Here is an 18,301-nt window from a genome sequence, read left to right as displayed (position 1 = left end):
ATGAAACAGCTGGTGGAATCGATCATCCGGGAGCTCGTCGGCACGATGCGGGCACAAGCGGCCGAGCCGCCTCCTAAAGTGTTGTACCTATTCTGCGACAGTACGGCCCATGAAGCGTATCGGGATCATTTTATCCTGCTGCAGAAGTACGGGATTCATTATGATCGGTTGTTTCTCGACGGAGTAACATCGGGATGGCTTGGCATGCATAAAGTAGAGTCAAGCGGGCTTGGCAGAACGATCGCGATTGACGAGTCCGCGCCGGCTCCGATTGAAATTCCAAACGACTATGCAGGTATCGTTATTCCGGAGATCGACTTAGGGGATGCCGGACGAGTTGCGCTTGGAATGAAGGGAACGGTGAGGTCGGAGATTATTTTCGCGGCGCTCGTGATGGGGAAGTTTGTGGTGGTGGGCGAAGACGGTTCCGGGCTCTCGCGTTCTGATCGGCGCACGCTCAAGGAGCTGACCTTGCCGGTGCCGTACCAGAAGCTGTTCAGCTATTACAAGAGCGAGATGGCAATGTACGGCGTAGCGTTCGCTCCGGCAAAAGAGTTGGCGGAATGGGTGGTACAACGAGTAGGCCGAGCTGCTGTTCTGATGAATGGGAATGCCGGGGAACCTACTGCTGATGCAACTGCTAGTGAAAGGCATGAGCACGCCGAATCCGCCGAGCCCACCGAACCGTTGCCCGAGCATACCGAACGTTTCGATGGTAAATTCCTGTCCGCGGACTGGGTTAATCAGAGGACAAGGCATAAACGCATCACGGTCGTTCTCGTGAAGAGAGGGACCATTCTATCGCCGCTCGCCAAAGATGTGCTGAGAGAGAAAGGCATCGCTGTCCAATTCCGGGAAGAAGGGTGAGCAGCCAATGTTCTACGGGAAAGTAATCGGAAGCGTTTGGGCGACCCAGAAGGAAGAAGGGATGGATAATCTGAAGCTCATGGTTGTTCAGCCTGTTGATTTCGTTGGCAGGTCGAAGGGTACGGCGGTGATAGCTGTCGATCGTATTGGGGCAGGAGTTGGCGAGCATGTGATTATTTCTCGCGGGAGCCCGGCAAGAGCGCTGTTCGGCGGCCGCAATGTCCCGATCGACGCCATGGTTGTCGGCATTGTCGACAGCTTCGACGTTGTAACACCGCAAGATGGAGCGGAGGATGAATGATGGAGCCACAGTCGCAGAAACAACGCGTCATCCAGGAATATGTGCCGGGCAAGCAGCTGACGCTTGCGCATGTCATTGCGAACCCCGATCCGATGCTGTACACGAAGCTCGGCATTGAAGAAGCGAGCGCCATCGGAATCCTGACGCTGACGCCAACGGAAACCGCCATCATCGCCGCAGATATCGCGACGAAGGCAGCCCATGTAAGCATTGGCTACCTAGACCGATTTACCGGGTCGCTGGTTATTGTCGGCGAAGTATCCGCTGTTAGTATGGCAATTGAAGCGGTGAATATTTTTCTGGCTGAGAAGCTTCAATTCACCATTGCGCCGTTAACGAGATCATGATGAAGACAGTCGCGAAGAAAATCATGATGATTGGCGCCATCGGCTCGGGCAAATCCACTTTGATTAAACGGCTGTTCGGCGAGCAGGACCCGGCACTGAAGACGCAGTCACTTGTCTATCGCGATTGGCTGATCGATACGCCGGGCGAGTACAGCGAGAACCCGCTCTTCTATCGCGCATTAATGGCTACTTCGTATGAGGCATGCGCGCTCGTGCTGGTTCAAGATGCGACGCGGCTGCGGAACTATTTTCCACCCGGATTCTCCGGCGGATTTCCTATCCCGGCGATCGGTGTCATCACGAAGATGGATGCCGAAGGGGCGGATGGCGATCGGGCAGTCAAGCTGCTGCGGCAGTCTCTAGGTATCGGAAATGAAATCTTCTTTACTTCCTCCCTGCAGCTTCAAGGGATCGAAGAGCTTCGCGTTAAGCTTCGTTCAATTGCGTTTAAGGAGTGACGAGCGGTGATGGGTATGGTTAGGGAATTGTGCGGCAGCCATACAACGATGCCAATCGATGACGTGGAAACGATTGAGGATTTGGCGCGCCACCTGCAGTGGATAGCCGATGCGTCCCAATCCGATGCTTTTATAGATTGCCCGCTCGCCGATGAGCGCACGGCGCTCGTTGTTGCGCAGGCGCATCCGACGACTGCGGCTTCGCTGTACAAGACCTCCGTTGTCGGTCAATTTGCCCATTTTCATAATGAACCTGCCGTGATGTTCTGCCTCTTGTCAGGTAAACCGATGCTGGGCTCGCGCGGTACCTCGCAGGAAGGAATCGCCATGCAGCAGAACGTCGTACCGATCCGCTCCAAACGGGGCAGCGTCATTGGCGCGCTTATCCTGGAATCGGATATATCCAAACATGTCGAGCAAGAGCGGAATGTCGAGAGATTGCTAGAGTCGAATGAGCAGCTGGGCGAAACCTTGCTCTCGCTTGCCATGTCCGAAGGCGGGATGCAGTCCTTGATGCAAGAGGGGATTGTGCTGTTCGATGATCGGCATGCCGTCACTTATACGAATGTTCAGGCACACAAGCTGCTCCAGGAAATCGGCTGCACCGGCTCAATTGAGGGCAGCTCAATTGGTGATTTGTTTGGCGGCGAGTTGAGCAGTGTTGTTATGCAAGAGCATACCGGCGTCTACCGCAGCGAATTCCAATCGAGGCATGTGGCGCTGGAGCTGAAAGCTTTATCGCTGCAGCGAGATCATCGCATGGTAGGCGGTTTTATTCTCATTCGGGATTTGACGGAGCTGAAGGAGAAGGAGAAGCAGCTTCTCGTCAAGTCGGCCGTCATCAAGGAAATCCATCACCGGGTCAAAAATAATCTGCAAACGGTAGCCGGTCTTCTGCGGCTGCAAATGCGAAGAACGAAACATGAGGAAATCCGGCATGTCTATCTGGACAGCATCAATCGGATCAACAGTATTGCCGTCATCCATGAGATGCTGGCTTTCGAAGGGATGGAGACGATCCCATTCCATGACGTTGCGGCCCGGATCGTGAAGTCGATCATTGCCTCTTCCGTCAAACCGGAACAAAGGATAACGACGAATATTTGCGGGGATGAGCTGATTTTATCGGCAGAGCAGGCAATGACGCTGGGACTTGTATTGAACGAGCTCGTGCAAAATTGCGTCAATCATGCTTTCGTGGAGCGAAGCGCAGGCAACATTGAAGTTTCGCTGCAGCTCCTTGGTGCGGATGGACGAGTTCGGGTGTCGGATACAGGGGGAGGTATGCGTGGCAGTGGAACAGTTTCAGCGGAGAGGAAGGGACATATCGGCCTCCAAATCTCCGAAACGCTGGTGATCGAAAATCTTGGCGGTACGCTAAACCTGTCTTCCAGCCCGCTTGGCACGCAGGTTGACATCACATTTCCGCTTAGGGGGATGAACGGTGAGCAGAACGATTGTCATTATCGACGATGATCCGATCATTCGGATGGATATTCGCGAGATGCTGGAGGAAGAGCACTATTCCGTTGTAGGCGAAGGGAAGAACGGACAAGAGGCGATTGAGCTTGCCGCGAAGCTAAAGCCGGATCTTGTCATCATGGATGTGAAGATGCCTGTGATGAACGGGATCAAGGCTTCGATGATCATTCGAAGCATGCAGCATTCTTCGGTGCTGCTGCTCACGGCGTACAGCCAGAAGGAACTGGTGCAGCAGGCGCGCGACGCCGGTGTGATCGCCTATCTGGTCAAGCCGGTGTCAGAGGCGGATTTAATTCCCGCTGTTGAGATTGCACTAAGTCAGAAGGCTGCGTTGGATGGGCTGAAGCAAGATATCCGGCAGCTTCAACGAACGCTGGAAGAGCGCAAGCTCATTGAGAAGGCAAAAGGAATCCTAATGAAGCGGCATGGACTGGATGAGCCTGCCGCCTATCATCGCATCCAAGCGCACAGTATGACGGAGCGTATCCCGCTGCCGGAGCTGGCAGTACGCATTATCGAAGGCGGCGGATAGGGGGAGCCGCCATGGAGGATCAGTGGATCACGAGTGTCGGTATCGATATCGGAACGAGCACGACGAAGATGATCGTAAGCCGGCTGCGACTGAAGCGCACCTCGAGCGTGGTTTCGATCCCCCGCTATGAAATTGTGGAGCGGCAGCTGGTGTATGCAAGCCCTATGTATAGCACACCGCTGAGTGGAAGGGATCAGCTCGATTCGGACGGTGTCTGGGCGATGATTACGGCGGAGTATCAGCATGCAGGTATTCGTCCGGCCGAGCTGAAGACAGGCGCCGTTATCATCACGGGTGAGACTGCGAATAAGAGGAACGCTCGCGAGATCGTTCAGCGGCTCGCGGAGCGTTCCGGCGACTTCGTTGTAGCGGCGGCCGGCGCGGATCTGGAAGGATTGCTAGCAGGCAGGGGAGCGGGAGCGGATCAGCGTTCCCTGCAAACCAAAGGCGCGGTAGCCAATCTGGATATTGGCGGCGGAACTGCGAATGTAGCGATCTTTCGGCGGGGGAGGCCAATCGGTACGGTAACGTTTCATGTCGGCGGCCGATTGATTGAGCTTGATACGACCGGGAGGGTTACGGCGGTATCCCCAACGATCCGGCCGTGGCTCACATCGAGAGGATATGGGATCGAAAAGGGACAATCCATCAGCTTCGAAGCCGTAGCGGAGATTTGCCGTGACATGAGCCGCAGCATGCTGGACTATTTGGCAGGTGGCGATTCTGCGCATCTCACGGATAATACCGCATTGCGAGTGCTCCTTCTTGGCGGCGGTGAACCGGCGGATGGGAGTGGTCTACCGCAGATTGAGGAATGGATGGTTTCAGGCGGCATCGGCCTGTTGATGGAGCTTAAGAAGCCGACTACGATCGCGGAGGTTGCCGTTTACGGCGACATCGGTCCTTTGCTTGCGCATGAGATCAAGGCTGCAATGGCTCATTACGATATCGCGCTGGGGAAACCGAATCAGACTGTTCGAGCGACCGTCATCGGAGCAGGCATGCAAAGCACGGAAATAAGTGGGGCCACCGTCTATCTCGATGCTTCGTCGATACTGCCGATTCGGAACTTGCCGGTGCACCGGCTGGATGAGCTGACAGATGATATCCTCGCGGATCAAGACGCGCTGATGGAGCTGGCATCGGCTGTGATGCGGGTATGCGCCGGTCTCTATGACAAAGGGGCTTCGATCCCTTTTGCGCTCGCTATGCGGGGGATGAAAGGAATCTCTTATGCCTCTGTGCAGCGCTTGGCAGCGGTGATCAGCCGCGTTTATTTGGAATACTTCGCTCAAGCAAAGGTGCTGGTCGTCGTATGCGAGCATGATATGGCGCAGGCGCTCGGACAATCGCTCCGGAAGCGGCTGGAGAAACGGCTATCTCTTATTTGCATCGACCAAATCACCGTGATGCATGGCGATTATATGGATCTGGGAGAACCTCTGCCCGGATTGATGCTCCCGGTTGTGATTAAAACGCTTGTTTTCCAGTCTGAGTCTGCGCTTGGCCGCTCCGAGGGGGGATAGAAGGATGAAGCTGAAGACGGGTTTGCTCGGGCGAACGTTCCAATTCCGTGATTTGAAGTCCGTTATGGCAAAGGCCAATGAGGAGAAATCAGGGGATCAGTTAGCCGGAATCGCTGCGGAGGATGCCAAAGAGAGAATGGCCGCGAAGCTCGTACTCTCCGAGCTGACGCTTGGCGATATTCGCGATCATCCGCTCCTTGCTCCCGAGGAGGACGAGGTATCTCGGATTATTGAAGAAGCGGTTAACGAGCGGGTTTTTGCCGAGATTCGCAATTGGAGCATTGGCGAGCTGAGGGAATATCTGCTGAGGCAGGATACCGGTCAAGAGCAGCTCCGCCGCTTGAGCCGCGGCTTAACGAGCGAGATGATTGCAGCCGTCACGAAGGTAATGAGCAATCTGGACCTGATCCAAGCCGCGTCGAAGGCGGAGATTATTACTAGCTGTAACAGTACGATGGGTCAGCGGGGCGTTCTCGCAGGGCGCGCGCAGCCCAATCATCCGTCGGACAGTATTCAGGGCGTAAAAGCTTCCTTATTCGAAGCATTAAGCTACGGCATTGGGGACGCCGTCATTGGCGTGAATCCGGTCATCGATACGGCTGACAGCGTGAAGAGCCTGCTCGAAGCGACGAAGGAAGAGATGACCAAGTGGAAGATTCCAACGCAAAACTGCGTCTTAGCCCATGTGAAAACGCAAATGCGCGCGATTCGCAGCGGCGCGCCGGCGGATCTGATGTTCCAAAGCCTCGCCGGCACGGAGAAAGGGAACGGCGCGTTCGGCATTAGCGTAGGGTTGCTCGATGAGGCGCATGAGCTGATTCAAAGGCAGGGGACGGGAGCGGGACCGAACCTGTGGTATTTTGAAACCGGGCAAGGGTCGGAGCTCTCCAGCGAAGCTCATCATGGCATCGATCAGGTGACGCTGGAAGCCAGATGCTACGGTCTTGCTAGACGATATCGGCCCTTCATGATCAATACGGTCGTCGGGTTCATCGGCCCGGAATATCTCTACGATAGCAGGCAGGTTATTCGAGCTGGGCTTGAGGATCATTTTATGGGGAAGCTGCATGGGCTGCCGATGGGAGTCGACGTCTGTTACACAAATCATATGCGGGCGGATCAGAATGATATGGATAACTTGGCGGTGCTGCTCACGGCGGCCGGTGTGAATTTCATCATCGGTGTCGCGATGGCGGACGATTGCATGCTCAACTATCAATCTACCAGCTACCACGATATCGCAACGCTTCGGGAGACGCTTGGGCGAAGGCCGGCACCGGAGTTCGAGAAGTGGCTTGTCTCGATGGGACTGATGGAGAACGGCAGGCTGACGCCGCTGGCAGGCGACCCAAGCCTCTTCATGATTTGAGCGCAAAGGAGGAAGCGGGCATGCACTCGAAACTATCCGTGGAGCAGTTGGTTGATCGCGTTATGGCTGAACTGGAGAAGCGTATAGCTCCGGCGCCTACTCCGGCTCCATCACATTCATTTTCGCAATCGCATACACCATTACATCCTACTGAGGTTGGAGGTTCAGTCGAAGGCTCAGCGGCGGAAGAAACATTCGGCGACCCTCGTATATCCCATGTACCGAACCCCAAATGGGAGGAAGGGATGTCGGAGCTCATCGCCAGCACACCTGCTCGTATTGGCGTATGGCGGGCAGGCACGCGTCCGCTTACGAGAGAGCTGCTCCATTTTCGCTGTGACCATGCTGCTGCGGTGGACTCCATCTACGGGAGCGTCAGCCAGTCGCTGCTGGATGAATACAAGCTTTTTACCGTGGAGACCTGCTTCGTAAATACGGAGAACTATCTGAAACGTCCCGATATGGGCCGCGTCATTACGGAAGAGGGAGCCCGAGTCATCTTGGAGAGGTGTAAGAGGAGACCTCAAGTTCAAATCGTCGTCTCCGACGGCCTGAGCGCGAATGCGGTTAATGCTAATTTTGCCGACGTCTATCCTTCCTTGCTGGATTCGCTTAGCGGATTGGGGCTCTCCACCGGAACACCGTTCTTCGTACGCGGAGGACGGGTTGCCGTGATGGATCACATTGGCGACCTGCTGGAACCGGAGGTGCTCGTGCTGCTGATCGGAGAAAGGCCGGGGCTCGTCTCGTCGAAGTCGATGAGCGCCTATATGTGTTACCGGCCCCGTGCGGGAACGGTTGAGAGCAGCCGAACCGTGTTATCCAACATTCATGCCGGAGGAACAGCACCGGTTGAAGCAGGAGCCCATATGGGCTCGATTGTCCGCAAAATGCTAGAGCAGCGCGCGAGCGGCGTGCATCTCGAGTAGAGAAGAGCCTTCGACCCACTGAAGCAGTGGTGTCGGAGGCTTTTTTTACTGCGGCAGCCAGATGGTCTAGATCCTCTGCACTCGATTCGGCTACCTAAAAAAAACACAAGCGCTATTAAAGCGATTCCATTGTTGGCTCCCCCGATGAACAGCTAGGATGGGAATATGCAGAAACGACTATCATGAGGGAGGGACGGCTATTGTTCGGTTTTATGTGGAAGTACCGGACGTTATATCTGATTTCATTTCCGGGCATCGTCTATTTCGTCGTCTTCAAGTATGTGCCGTTGCTCGGCTCGGTCATCGCGTTCCAAAATTATAATATCTTCTCCGGATTCAGCGGAAGCCCCTGGGTCGGTTTCAATCATTTCGAGCGCATGTTCCAGCATTACGACTTTCTGCGGATTTTGAAAAATACGCTCATTCTGGGATTCCTCGATATACTAATCGCCTTCACGGCACCGATTATACTTGCCCTGCTGCTCAATGAAGTCCGGCTCGCCGTGTACAAGAAGATTGTCCAGACGATTGTTTATGCGCCGCACTTTCTGTCTTGGGTCATCGTGAGCGGGATCTTCGTTGGCATGCTTTCTCCGACTTCCGGTATCGTGAATGTCATTATAGGCTGGTTCGGCATCGAACCGATCTACTTTCTGGGTGAGGACTCCTATATACGGGCTATCTTGGTCGGCTCGGGATTATGGCGCGACGTAGGCTGGGGGACGATTATTTATTTGGCTGCGTTGACCGGGATCAACCCGGAATTGTATGAAGCATCCGAAATCGACGGCGCGGGCCGCTGGAAGCAGACCATCCGAATTACGCTGCCGTCCCTGCTGCCTGTTATCACGGTGCTGTTCCTGCTTAAGATTGGGGATTTCATGGACTATGGCTTTGAACGCGTCTTTGTTTTCCAGAATCCGCTGAACATTACCAATAGTGAAATCTTGGATACTTATATTTACAAAGCCGGCTTGAAACAAATGCAATACAGCTATGCGACTGCCATTGGTCTGTTCAAATCGGTCGTAGGTTTGGTCTTGCTTGTGATCGCCAACGCATTAAGCCGCAAGGCTACCGGAGAATCGTTGTATTGAAGGAGGGGTGGCCGTGATTCGGCGAGAGCATTGGAGCAGGAAGCTGTTTCTTATTGCAAACTATTTGGTATTAACAGGGCTGTCGCTAACGATGCTGCTCCCTTTTCTAAATGTGATTGCTCAGTCATTTAGCGGAGCGGCGGCGATTGATCGAGGGGATGTCATGTTCTGGCCTGTTGATTTCACGCTCAATTATTATCGCTACGTCTTCGATGACGTCTCCATTTGGCGGGCATTCAGTATTACCGTTTATATCACAGTTCTCGGTACACTCATTAATCTGGCTGCTACTTCCTCCTTGGCCTATCCGTTATCGCGAGCGGAATACGTTGGACGCAAATACGTGCTGCTGTTTGTCTTGATGACGATGATCTTCACGGCACCGCTGATCCCGCAGTTTATTCTCATGAGGGAAATCCATCTGATCAATACACTATGGGCACTTATGATTCCAACCGCGATCAGTGCGTTTAATATGATCGTCTTGCGGTCGTTCTTCGTCCAAATTCCGACGGAGCTTATCGATAGTGCAAGGATTGACGGCTGCGGCGAAATGAGGATACTCTGGAGCTTGATGCTCCCGTTGTCCAAGCCTGCCCTGGCGACAATCGGCATTTTCTATTCCGTGACGAACTGGAACAAGTACATGGATGCCCTGTATTATTTGAATGATCGCAGGCTGTATCCGCTGCAGGTTAAGCTGCGGGAGCTGCTCATTAACGATGACCTGGTCGACACCGGTAATTTGCCGTTCGACATCGCATCCCAATCGGTACAAGGGGTCCAGATGGCCGTCATTCTCGTGGCAACCTTGCCGATCATTATGCTGTATCCGTTCATGCAGCGTTATTTTATTAAGGGGATGCTCATAGGTTCGATCAAATCTTGAGTGTGGAACGATGATACAGAAATATAAAAAAATGACAAACCGAGCCAAACAAACTCCATTGTGACCGTGTAGCGTTCGTACCTATACTGAGGTTGAGTTTTGAAAGCGCTCTACGGAGCGAATTTCGACTGAGGAGATGAGGGGGATTTTATGAGAAAGCTTGTCGTACTGGCCACGGTTGCCGCACTATCCATCTCGATGCTGTCATCCTGTTCGAAGAACAGCAACAATGAACCATCCAAGGCTGCGAACACCCCTGCAAGCACGGCGGCTACAACGAACCAAACAGATGAAACGCCGGCAGCGGAACCGACTAAATTCTCCATTTCCATGCGGACACTGAACGTGCCTTACGTAGAGCAGAACCCAGACATCAACAAAGACAAGTACGTGCTCGCAATGGAGAAAATGACGAACACCGATCTCGATATACGGCTTATTCCGCATAACGAGTATCAAGACAAAATGATCCAAATGTTTGCGACCAATGACATTCCGGACGTTGTTCAAGGCAGCGGCGGCATTAGCGGCCAAGAGCTCGGCGGCGCAGTACAAAGCGGAGTGTTCCTGCCACTGAATGATCTACTCAAGGAAAATGGACAGAATTTGCTCAAGTTCCTTCCGCAGGCAGCCTGGGATCGATTAACGGATGCGAAGACCGGCAACATATACGGAATTCCGGAAGTACTGAGCAATCCATCGAGACGGGCAACTTGGATTCGGACTGACCTGCTGGAGAAAGCCGGCAAACCGATTCCGAAGACGGTGGAGGAAACGCTTGACGTGCTGCGGGCGTTCAAAGAGCTTGGCGTCGAGCATCCGTACATGGGGCGCAAGAACTTCAAGTACGCGGACACCTTCTTCGGTTCGTATGACGTCTTCGGTTATTTGAACCAATTCAAACAGTTCCCCGACGGTAAAGTGAAGCCGAGCTTCTTCGATGCCGATCCGATGAAGAAAGCCATTCAGACCTACAAAACGATGTACGATGAAGGTTTGATCAGCAAAGAATTTGCCACCATCGAAAGCGCAGACTTCAAGAGCATCATTACCAGCGGTAAAGCGGGCATGTGGTCCATGAACGCTAACGAGCTTCCGATCTGGGGCACGCAGCTTACGACGAACGTTCCCGGCGCGAAGGTTGCCCTCATTCCGTCTCCGGTTGGCGATGACGGCAAAGGCGGCTATGCGCACTATAACCCGGTTACGCGGTCCTACTTTATCAATGTGAGCGCGAAAGACAAAGCGGCTGAAATCATCAAGTTCTTCGATTGGATGGTCAGCGAGCAAGCACAGGAGTTCTTCAGCTATGGCATCCAAGGCGAAGACTATACGAATGATGGCGGCACGATCAGCTACACGCCTCCTACGGACGAAGCCGGCACGAACAAGCAGCGTTTCTTGAACTACTGGCTGTGGATGGTGCAGGATACGACGTACAACAAGCGCATCGCCGAGCTTTCGGAGCCGGGCAAACAAATGGTCGATGCATTCGATAACCTGCTGACGAAGGAAGGACGCAGAGGCATCGAGTTCGATCCAAGGCTGGAAGCGTTCGTAAACTACCCGGATTTGAGCCCGTTATCCGATCAGCTTCCGCCGCTGGTGCTTGAGCATGTGCTCAAGATGGTTTATGGCAAAGAGCCGATCGACAATTACGGCAAGGTGCTGGAGGAGTATCTTTCCAAGGGCGGCAACGAAGTCATAGAGGAAGCAACTACCCGGTTTAATAGTAAAGAAAACGCTTTTGAGTAAGGTTCGCGATGCACTAAAATGACAGTAAGAGACTCGGATGCTCCCCCTGCTTGGCTGGGGGAGCATCTTGCTCCATAACCGGATTGCCGACTGCAATCGGTAATCGAGGAGGACACAGCCATGTACCGCATCTTAGTCGTCGACGACGAACCGATGATTCGCAAAGGATTGCAGAAGCTGATTAGCGAAGCCGATCCCACTATTTTCCATGCCGAAACAGCGGACAATGGTCAGGATGCGCTGGACAAAATAGCGGCGAACCGTCCCGACCTACTGTTCACCGATATCAAAATGCCGAAGATGGACGGATTGGAGCTTTGCCGCCAATTGAATGAGCAGTATCCCGACCTGCCAGTCGTCATTATATCGGGCTATGGAGATTTCGAATACGCCAGGCAGTGTATGTCTTTTGGCGTGAAGGAATATTTGTTGAAGCCGGTCACCAAAGCAGCTGTGAGCCAAACGGTTGCGAAGATGATTGCCGGCCTCGAAGCCCAGCGGCAAGCCACCTATATTCCGCTGAAGCTGACGGAAGAATGGCTGGATCAACTGCAGGACAGCATCTGGTTTTTGCGCTCCGAATCTATTCAAGCCGTAATCGCGAACATGGAGCAGTACTGCGCGATGAGCAAGTTCGATGCCCAGATGGTTGGAGAGCTGATGCAAGAGCTTTCAGGCAAATTGGCGGATCGACTGAACGCGCGCGATGTGTATCCGTTCGAGCGGCCGCTGCGGCCGGCGGACCGGGACTTGGCCGCGATCACCTGGCTTGGAGAATCGGCGACCTTGATGATGGAGCAATTGCGATCGAAACGTAAAGGCAATCTGAAGGATCCGGTCGAGGAAGCCAAGCGCTATATCGAGCAGCATCTGGGCAGGGAATTATCGCTTGAGGAAGTGGCTGACAAGCTGGGCTTGAATGCTTCGTATTTCAGTCAGTTATTTAAGCAAATGACGAATGAGACGTTCGTGCAATATCGGACGAAGCGGCGGATGGAGCGGGCGAAACGGCTGCTATCGCTGCCGCATCATAAGATTACGGATGTATCTGCTGAAGTCGGATTTGCCGATCATCCGCATTTTACGAAGACCTTCAAGAAATACAGCGGGCAAACGCCATCCGAATACCGGGAATCGCTGGGGATTCGCGGATGAAGCTAAGTTTATCGCGAAAGTTGTTTCTCTATTTTCTGATCGTCATCCTGTTCTCGCTATCTACGGTCGGGATCTTCACCTACTTAAAGTCGTCCGCTGCAATCGACAAGCAGGTCGAGCGCTATATTTCTACTGTCATTGAGAACGCGGGGGCACAAACCGACCAACAGCTCGAAACGTTCGAGCGGGTGAGCAATTCGATTCTATCCCAGCAATCCGTCAAACGGTTCCTCGATATGGACCCGTCGGATAGCTACGAGTATTACCGGTTTGCCAATGGTATCCGTCAGGATGTATTTCAGAAGATATTCATTACGTATCCGACTCAGATTCATATGATCTACATATTAGGCGAGCATGGACGTTCTATCTTCGATCAGAATCAAAGCTTCTCGTCGCTCTCGGTCGACCCTACGAATCGGTACGAGGAGTTGAAGGCGAAGACGCCTGATAATGGCGAGATTGCAATACTGAACACGGCGCTGATGAACGGTGAGCGAGTCGTTACGATTGCCCGCAAGATCAGAGGCTATACGTCTTATGCGGTGAAGGGGATTCTCGCGATCGAGCTGAACGAAAGTCAACTGGCAACGTTATGGAATAACGTGGATCTGGGCGAGAACGGCTTCTTCTTCATCCTCGATTCGGAAGGGTCTATTGTATACGCCCCTGCTGCCGGTACGAGGAGTGAACTGGCGAAGACGGACCTTGGGAAACGAATCGCAACCGGCGAGAACACGCGCTTCAATGAGAAGATGAATGGGAGGAACATGTTGATCGTCTCGCATAAGTCTACATACTCGGGGTGGAGCCTCGCAGTCTCGATGCCGCTTGATGAGCTGCGCGAGCCGATCTCGGGCATTCGTTCCACAACGGTAACGGTCGGTCTTGTCACGCTTGTGATCGCCCTGTTCCTTGCATTCCGGTTTGGCAATTCCATCGTTCGCCCGATTCGAACACTGAAGAACGGGATGCGCGAGACGGAGAAGGGAAACTGGATCAGCATCGAAAGCAAGCAGCGGGATGACGAGATTGGCGGGCTCATTCACAGCTACAATCTCATGGTAAGTCGGCTCTCGGACATGATTGAGCGCGTGTACGATACGGAGCTCAGCAGCCAGAAGACAAAGCTGCAGCTGCAGGAGATTGAGCTGGAGCGGCATAAGGCGGAGTTCCAGGCGCTGCAGCTGCAAATTAATCCTCATTTTCTGTACAACACGCTGGAGACGATCAATTGCTATGCGATTGTACAGGATTCGGATGAAATATCGGAAATGGTCGAGGCGATGGCGTTCATGCTGCGCTACTCGATTCAAACGAATCTCGAAGAAGTGACGCTGGCCAACGAATTGAATCATGTGCGCAATTATATGATCATCCAGAAGCACCGCATCGGACATGATTTCGAAATTGAAGTCGCTACACCGCCATCGCTGCTGCTGTCGGGGATGGTCAGGCTGACATTGCAGCCGATTGTGGAAAATATTTTTCAGCACGCGTTTGCAGATGGGTTTGAAGCAAAGCATTTCATCCGCATCGATACCCGCCTAGACGAGGGCGAGCTGCTTGTCATTGTGGAAGACAACGGAGTGGGGATGACGGAAGAGAAGCTGGCTGGATTGCGAAGGAGATTGGAACGGAATCGTCTGGTAGAGGTGGAGACGGCAAACGATGGACGGCGCGGGGGAATCGGACTGGTGAATGTTCACCGGAGAATTCAGATGGTGTATGGCGATACATTCGGACTTCGCATCGACAGCTCGCTTGGCCAAGGAACGCGGATTGTGCTGCGAATGCCGCATGAGGTTCGTTCGCTTGCGAAGCCGGAGCTCGCGGTCGAGCTTAAGCATGAGCTTGCGAAGGCCTAACGACGAGAAGGGAAGGCGATTGGGATGGCAATCGATTTGACGGGGAAAGTCGCGATCATAACGGGAGCGAGCGGAGGAATTGGGCGAGCAATTGCGATCTCGCTCGCTGCTTCCGGAGCGAAGGTGGTTCTGAACTACTTGAACAGCAAGGAGGCTGCTGAAGAGGCAGTTGCTTTGATTAAACTTAGAGGCGGAAAGGCGAATGCCATTCAGGCAGACGTCTCAAAGGCGGAAGAAGCGCAGCGGCTGGCAGCCGCGTCGGAGCAAGCCTTCGGCCAGCCGGTCGATGTGCTGATCAACAATGCGGGACATCTCGTTCAGCGCGTACTCAATGAGGACATGACGGAGGAAGCGTACGAGCGCATCATGGATGTGAACCTGAAGAGCGCTGTGTTCGTTACGAAAGCGGTCATTCCGGGCATGAAGGCTGCAGGCGGCGGATGCATCGTGAACTTAACTTCGGTAGCCGCTCACAACGGAGGAGGGCCCGGCGCTTCCATCTACGCCGCAAGTAAAGCAGCCGTGCTCGCGTATACGAAAGGGTTGGCCAAAGAAGTTGCGGCCAGCGGCATCCGCGTTAATGCGATATCACCCGGCTTTATCGGGAATACGGCGTTTCATGCAACGTTCACGTCTGCTGCAGCGAGAGAAGCGACGATTCAGAGCATACCGCTTCGAAGAGAAGGGACGCCGGAGGATGTGGCAGGAGTCGCTCTGTTCCTCGTTTCCGATTTGTCGGCCTATCTGACCGGCGAGACGATTGAGGTTAATGGCGGCATGTTCATGCGATAAACGCATTTGGAGGCTATCAACGACGAGCGAAAGTGAGGGACTGCCATGTCCAAGCTATTCGAACCGGTCAGCGGCTTGTTGACCGTACCCTATGAACCGAACGAAGCATCAGAGCTTCGGGAGAATCCGCCGCGATTCACGTGGATGCCAGCAAAGCCGGATGAAGATCGGTATATGCTGCAGGTTTCTGCTTCCGAGCGATTCGAAGCGGATCAGGTGGAGACAATCGGACCGATCCCCTATAACTTCTATACGCCGGATCATGTCTATGAGCCGGGAATCTATTATTGGCGTTATGCTTTGGTATTAGAAGAGGCGGCTTCGCAGTCGAATTGGAGCCAGGTGAGGACGTTTACCGTCCCGGCTTCCATTCCGGCGACGCCACTGCCCGCGCCTGATGCAAGATACGCGCAGACGAGCGCCGCACATCCTCGGCTGTGGCTTGATCGCGATCGAGTAGAAGCGCTCCGAAGCCGTATCCGTGAGGATGCTTCGAGCTGCGGCTTCGATGTCTTCTACGAGAAGTCGGTTAGGCCGTGGATGGAACGGGAGCTCATCGCCGAGCCGGAGCGATACCCGGATAATAAACGCGTCGCGAAGCTGTGGCGCCGGATGTATATGGACTGCCAAGAAACGCTGTATGCGATTCGCCATCTGAGCGTGGCAGGGGTGCTGCTTGAGGATGCACACATCGTAGAGAAGGCTAAGCGCTGGTTGCTGCATGTCATTTCTTGGAATCCGCAAGGAACGACTTCACGAGATTACAACGATGAAGCTGCGTTTCGTATCGCCCAAGCCGTGGCTTGGGGATACGACTGGCTGCATGGTTTCTTGTCAGAGGAGGAGCGCTCAGCGGTCCGGGCGAATTTGCTTGTCCGCACGGAGCAGGTTGCTATTCACGTCATCGAACGATCTCGCATTCATTGGGTCCCCTATGATAGTCACGCGGTGCGCTCTCTCTCTTCCGTGCTTGTGCCGGCATGTATCGCCATGCTGCATGAAGAGCCGGAAGCCCGGGAATGGCTGGATTACACGCTGGAATATTACGCATGTCTATACTCCCCTTGGGGCGGTCAAGATGGCGGATGGGCGGAAGGGCCGATGTATTGGACGACAGGCCTTGCCTATCTCATTGACGCTTTTAATCTGGTTCGGCAATATGTTGGCATCGATTTGTTTGAGCGGCCTTTCTTCACGAGTACCGGCGATTTCCCGCTTTATGTACACAGCCCGGATACAGTGCGAGCCAGCTTCGGCGATCAGTCCACGCTTGGCGAGCCGCCGAGCCTGAAGACCGCTTATAACATTCGCCAATTTGCAGGTTTAACAGGCAATGGGCTGTACCAGTGGTATTATGAGCAGGTCAAAGAGCGGGATAAAGACGCCGACAGCAAGTTTTATAACTACGGCTGGTGGGATTTCCGGTTTGACGATTTACTCTATGCTCACGACTATCCGGCGGTCGAGCCGCTGTCTCCTGAACCGGGGAGAATTGAGCCGGTCAAGTGGTTTCGAGATGTTGGCTGGGTCGCCTTTCATCGGCGGATGGACGATCCGAACGAGCATATTCAGTTGATCGTGAAGAGCAGTCCCTACGGGTCGATCAGTCATAGCCATGGAGATCAGAACGGCTTCCTGCTCCATGCCTACGGTGAACCGATTGCCATCGACAGCGGCTACTATGTTGCCCACGGAAGTACGATGCACCGCAACTGGCGGAGGCAGACGATTTCGAAAAACAACCTGCTTATTGATGGCAACGGTCAATACGCCGGCGCAGATAAGGTGCTTTGCAAGGAAGCCTATGGCGTCGTGGAGGAGGTCTCCTCGAAGCCGGGATTTGCAAGCGTACGCATGAACGCGACAAAGGCGTATCGGGAGACGGTACCGTATTTGAAGCAATTCGTACGCGAGGTGTACTGGCTGGATGACACGTATGCCGTCATCGTGGACGCCGTAGACCTGGAGCAGCCGAGCCGCGTGAGCTGGCTTATGCATACGCTGCATCCCATGGAGCTGAAAGGACAGACGTTCCGTACGATCGGAGCCAGGGCGGAAATGGATGGCCGATTCGTATATGCCTCTTCCGGCGACCTGACGCTTCGTCAGCATGATCAGTTTACCGATGTGGATCCTTCCGAATACGAAGGGCTACCAAACCAGTGGCATCTGATGGCTGCAACCAAGGAAGCGACGAACCACCGTATCGTTACGCTGTTAGTGCCAATGAAGAAGGGCGAGGACAAGTTCGTCTCCTATTTCATTGACGATCAGGATCATGGCATTCACCTCTACTTCACGAACGAAGACGGCATAACCCGCATGATTGCGGTGCCCAAAGCATACTGATCAGCCGAAGGAGGCATAGAAGAGTATGAGCAACATTGGAGTATGGGAAGCGGCAGAGCCTGGCGTGACACGCAAAATATTACGGGCCGATGGCGGTCTTATGATGATGGAAGTGCATTTCGAGAGCGGCGCGGAAGGCTACGAGCATGACCATCCGCATGAGCAAATGTCCTATTGCCTCAAAGGGGCTATGGCGTTCACAATCGATGGAATAGAGACGGTGATTAGTCAGGGCGAATCCATCTATATCCCAGGGGGAGCGAGGCACGGGGCAAAGGCGCTGGAGCCGTCCGCATTGCTGGACACGTTTACGCCGATCCGTCAGGATTTATTGAAGTAAGACCTATACGATAAGGTGAAAGAAGCTCGGTGTTCGCGGCAGGTAGCGTGGATGCGGGGCTTCTTTTGATGATGAAGAGAAGTGAGTTGAGTACTCTTGTTTACTCTACTGCTCTCTATTAATCGCTCTACTAATGTCCCGATCAAACTATTGTATACATATTGTGTACAGATTTAATATATGATAGGCTGAGGGTACAGCTAGATGATGCCGATCAATAACCTATACCAGGAGCGTGAGTAAGA

General features: G+C 53.6%; 17 protein-coding genes. All 17 read left to right on the top strand.

Annotated elements, in window-relative coordinates; translation table 11 throughout:
- The 17 genes from AC6ESO_RS08675 to AC6ESO_RS08595 all read left to right on the top strand — a co-directional run bounded on the left by AC6ESO_RS08675 (position 1) and on the right by AC6ESO_RS08595 (position 18,056).
- Positions 1–867 carry a hypothetical protein gene (locus AC6ESO_RS08675; RefSeq protein ID WP_497091079.1) on the top strand — a complete coding sequence of 289 codons (867 nt, stop codon included), beginning with the start codon at positions 1–3 and terminating at the stop codon, positions 865–867.
- A 7-nt stretch (positions 868–874) separates the two neighbouring features.
- Positions 875–1,168: a EutN/CcmL family microcompartment protein gene (locus tag AC6ESO_RS08670; protein WP_497091034.1), complete on the top strand. Its 294-nt coding sequence runs from the start codon at positions 875–877 to the stop codon at positions 1,166–1,168.
- Positions 1,165–1,515 carry a BMC domain-containing protein gene (locus tag AC6ESO_RS08665; protein ID WP_494817975.1) on the top strand — a complete coding sequence of 117 codons (351 nt, stop codon included), beginning with the start codon at positions 1,165–1,167 and terminating at the stop codon, positions 1,513–1,515. The genes AC6ESO_RS08670 and AC6ESO_RS08665 overlap by 4 nt, the downstream gene beginning before the upstream one ends.
- Positions 1,512–1,973 (top strand): EutP/PduV family microcompartment system protein, encoded by a 462-nt coding sequence (locus AC6ESO_RS08660; RefSeq protein WP_497091033.1) that lies wholly within the window; start codon positions 1,512–1,514, stop codon positions 1,971–1,973. The genes AC6ESO_RS08665 and AC6ESO_RS08660 overlap by 4 nt, the downstream gene beginning before the upstream one ends.
- A gap of 9 nt (positions 1,974–1,982) precedes the next feature.
- The gene (locus tag AC6ESO_RS08655) at positions 1,983–3,449 is read left to right on the top strand and encodes a sensor histidine kinase (protein WP_497091078.1); all 1,467 of its coding nucleotides are present in this window, start codon (positions 1,983–1,985) and stop codon (positions 3,447–3,449) included.
- Positions 3,418–3,987: an ANTAR domain-containing response regulator gene (locus tag AC6ESO_RS08650; RefSeq protein ID WP_497091032.1), complete on the top strand. Its 570-nt coding sequence runs from the start codon at positions 3,418–3,420 to the stop codon at positions 3,985–3,987. Before AC6ESO_RS08655 ends, AC6ESO_RS08650 begins: the two co-directional genes overlap by 32 nt.
- A gap of 11 nt (positions 3,988–3,998) precedes the next feature.
- Positions 3,999–5,513: an ethanolamine ammonia-lyase reactivating factor EutA gene (locus AC6ESO_RS08645; RefSeq protein WP_497091031.1), complete on the top strand. Its 1,515-nt coding sequence runs from the start codon at positions 3,999–4,001 to the stop codon at positions 5,511–5,513.
- 4 nt (positions 5,514–5,517) lie between these two features.
- Entirely contained in the window at positions 5,518–6,882 is a 1,365-nt protein-coding gene (locus AC6ESO_RS08640; RefSeq protein WP_497091030.1) for an ethanolamine ammonia-lyase subunit EutB, read from the top strand.
- 20 nt (positions 6,883–6,902) lie between these two features.
- Positions 6,903–7,811 (top strand): ethanolamine ammonia-lyase subunit EutC, encoded by a 909-nt coding sequence (eutC, locus tag AC6ESO_RS08635; RefSeq protein ID WP_497091029.1) that lies wholly within the window; start codon positions 6,903–6,905, stop codon positions 7,809–7,811.
- Positions 7,812–7,993: 182 nt separating this feature from the next.
- Positions 7,994–8,908, top strand: a complete 915-nt coding sequence (locus tag AC6ESO_RS08630) for an ABC transporter permease (protein WP_497091028.1) — start codon at positions 7,994–7,996, stop codon at positions 8,906–8,908.
- A gap of 13 nt (positions 8,909–8,921) precedes the next feature.
- On the top strand, positions 8,922–9,797 hold the full coding sequence (locus tag AC6ESO_RS08625) for a carbohydrate ABC transporter permease (protein ID WP_497091027.1): 876 nt from the start codon (positions 8,922–8,924) through the stop codon (positions 9,795–9,797).
- A gap of 150 nt (positions 9,798–9,947) precedes the next feature.
- Positions 9,948–11,552, top strand: a complete 1,605-nt coding sequence (locus AC6ESO_RS08620) for an extracellular solute-binding protein (RefSeq protein WP_497091026.1) — start codon at positions 9,948–9,950, stop codon at positions 11,550–11,552.
- A 120-nt stretch (positions 11,553–11,672) separates the two neighbouring features.
- The gene (locus AC6ESO_RS08615; protein ID WP_497091025.1) at positions 11,673–12,707 is read left to right on the top strand and encodes a response regulator; all 1,035 of its coding nucleotides are present in this window, start codon (positions 11,673–11,675) and stop codon (positions 12,705–12,707) included.
- Positions 12,704–14,575 (top strand): cache domain-containing sensor histidine kinase, encoded by a 1,872-nt coding sequence (locus AC6ESO_RS08610; RefSeq protein WP_497091024.1) that lies wholly within the window; start codon positions 12,704–12,706, stop codon positions 14,573–14,575. The genes AC6ESO_RS08615 and AC6ESO_RS08610 overlap by 4 nt, the downstream gene beginning before the upstream one ends.
- Before the next feature lie 24 nt (positions 14,576–14,599).
- Positions 14,600–15,367, top strand: coding sequence for an SDR family NAD(P)-dependent oxidoreductase (locus tag AC6ESO_RS08605; RefSeq protein ID WP_497091023.1), 768 nt, complete (start codon positions 14,600–14,602; stop codon positions 15,365–15,367).
- Between the two features lie 45 nt (positions 15,368–15,412).
- Positions 15,413–17,716 (top strand): DUF4962 domain-containing protein, encoded by a 2,304-nt coding sequence (locus tag AC6ESO_RS08600; RefSeq protein WP_497091022.1) that lies wholly within the window; start codon positions 15,413–15,415, stop codon positions 17,714–17,716.
- A gap of 25 nt (positions 17,717–17,741) precedes the next feature.
- Positions 17,742–18,056: a cupin domain-containing protein gene (locus AC6ESO_RS08595; protein ID WP_497091021.1), complete on the top strand. Its 315-nt coding sequence runs from the start codon at positions 17,742–17,744 to the stop codon at positions 18,054–18,056.
- Positions 18,057–18,301 lie beyond the last annotated feature (245 nt).

Source organism: Paenibacillus rhizoryzae, from assembly GCF_059686995.1.
This window is presented reverse-complemented; position numbering and strand designations above follow the sequence as displayed.

Excerpts from the sequence above, each read along its gene's own strand:
- AC6ESO_RS08615 (WP_497091025.1), top strand. The coding sequence starts at position 11,673 with ATGTACCGCATCTTAGTCGTCGACGACGAACCGATGATTCGCAAAGGA.
- AC6ESO_RS08645 (WP_497091031.1), top strand. The coding sequence starts at position 3,999 with ATGGAGGATCAGTGGATCACGAGTGTCGGTATCGATATCGGAACGAGC.
- AC6ESO_RS08675 (WP_497091079.1), top strand. The coding sequence starts at position 1 with ATGAAACAGCTGGTGGAATCGATCATCCGGGAGCTCGTCGGCACGATG.
- AC6ESO_RS08605 (WP_497091023.1), top strand. The coding sequence starts at position 14,600 with ATGGCAATCGATTTGACGGGGAAAGTCGCGATCATAACGGGAGCGAGC.
- AC6ESO_RS08665 (WP_494817975.1), top strand. The coding sequence starts at position 1,165 with ATGATGGAGCCACAGTCGCAGAAACAACGCGTCATCCAGGAATATGTG.
- AC6ESO_RS08620 (WP_497091026.1), top strand. The coding sequence starts at position 9,948 with ATGAGAAAGCTTGTCGTACTGGCCACGGTTGCCGCACTATCCATCTCG.
- AC6ESO_RS08600 (WP_497091022.1), top strand. The coding sequence starts at position 15,413 with ATGTCCAAGCTATTCGAACCGGTCAGCGGCTTGTTGACCGTACCCTAT.
- eutC (WP_497091029.1), top strand. The coding sequence starts at position 6,903 with ATGCACTCGAAACTATCCGTGGAGCAGTTGGTTGATCGCGTTATGGCT.
- AC6ESO_RS08630 (WP_497091028.1), top strand. The coding sequence starts at position 7,994 with ATGAGGGAGGGACGGCTATTGTTCGGTTTTATGTGGAAGTACCGGACG.
- AC6ESO_RS08595 (WP_497091021.1), top strand. The coding sequence starts at position 17,742 with ATGAGCAACATTGGAGTATGGGAAGCGGCAGAGCCTGGCGTGACACGC.
- AC6ESO_RS08640 (WP_497091030.1), top strand. The coding sequence starts at position 5,518 with ATGAAGCTGAAGACGGGTTTGCTCGGGCGAACGTTCCAATTCCGTGAT.
- AC6ESO_RS08660 (WP_497091033.1), top strand. The coding sequence starts at position 1,512 with ATGATGAAGACAGTCGCGAAGAAAATCATGATGATTGGCGCCATCGGC.
- AC6ESO_RS08655 (WP_497091078.1), top strand. The coding sequence starts at position 1,983 with ATGGGTATGGTTAGGGAATTGTGCGGCAGCCATACAACGATGCCAATC.
- AC6ESO_RS08670 (WP_497091034.1), top strand. The coding sequence starts at position 875 with ATGTTCTACGGGAAAGTAATCGGAAGCGTTTGGGCGACCCAGAAGGAA.
- AC6ESO_RS08610 (WP_497091024.1), top strand. The coding sequence starts at position 12,704 with ATGAAGCTAAGTTTATCGCGAAAGTTGTTTCTCTATTTTCTGATCGTC.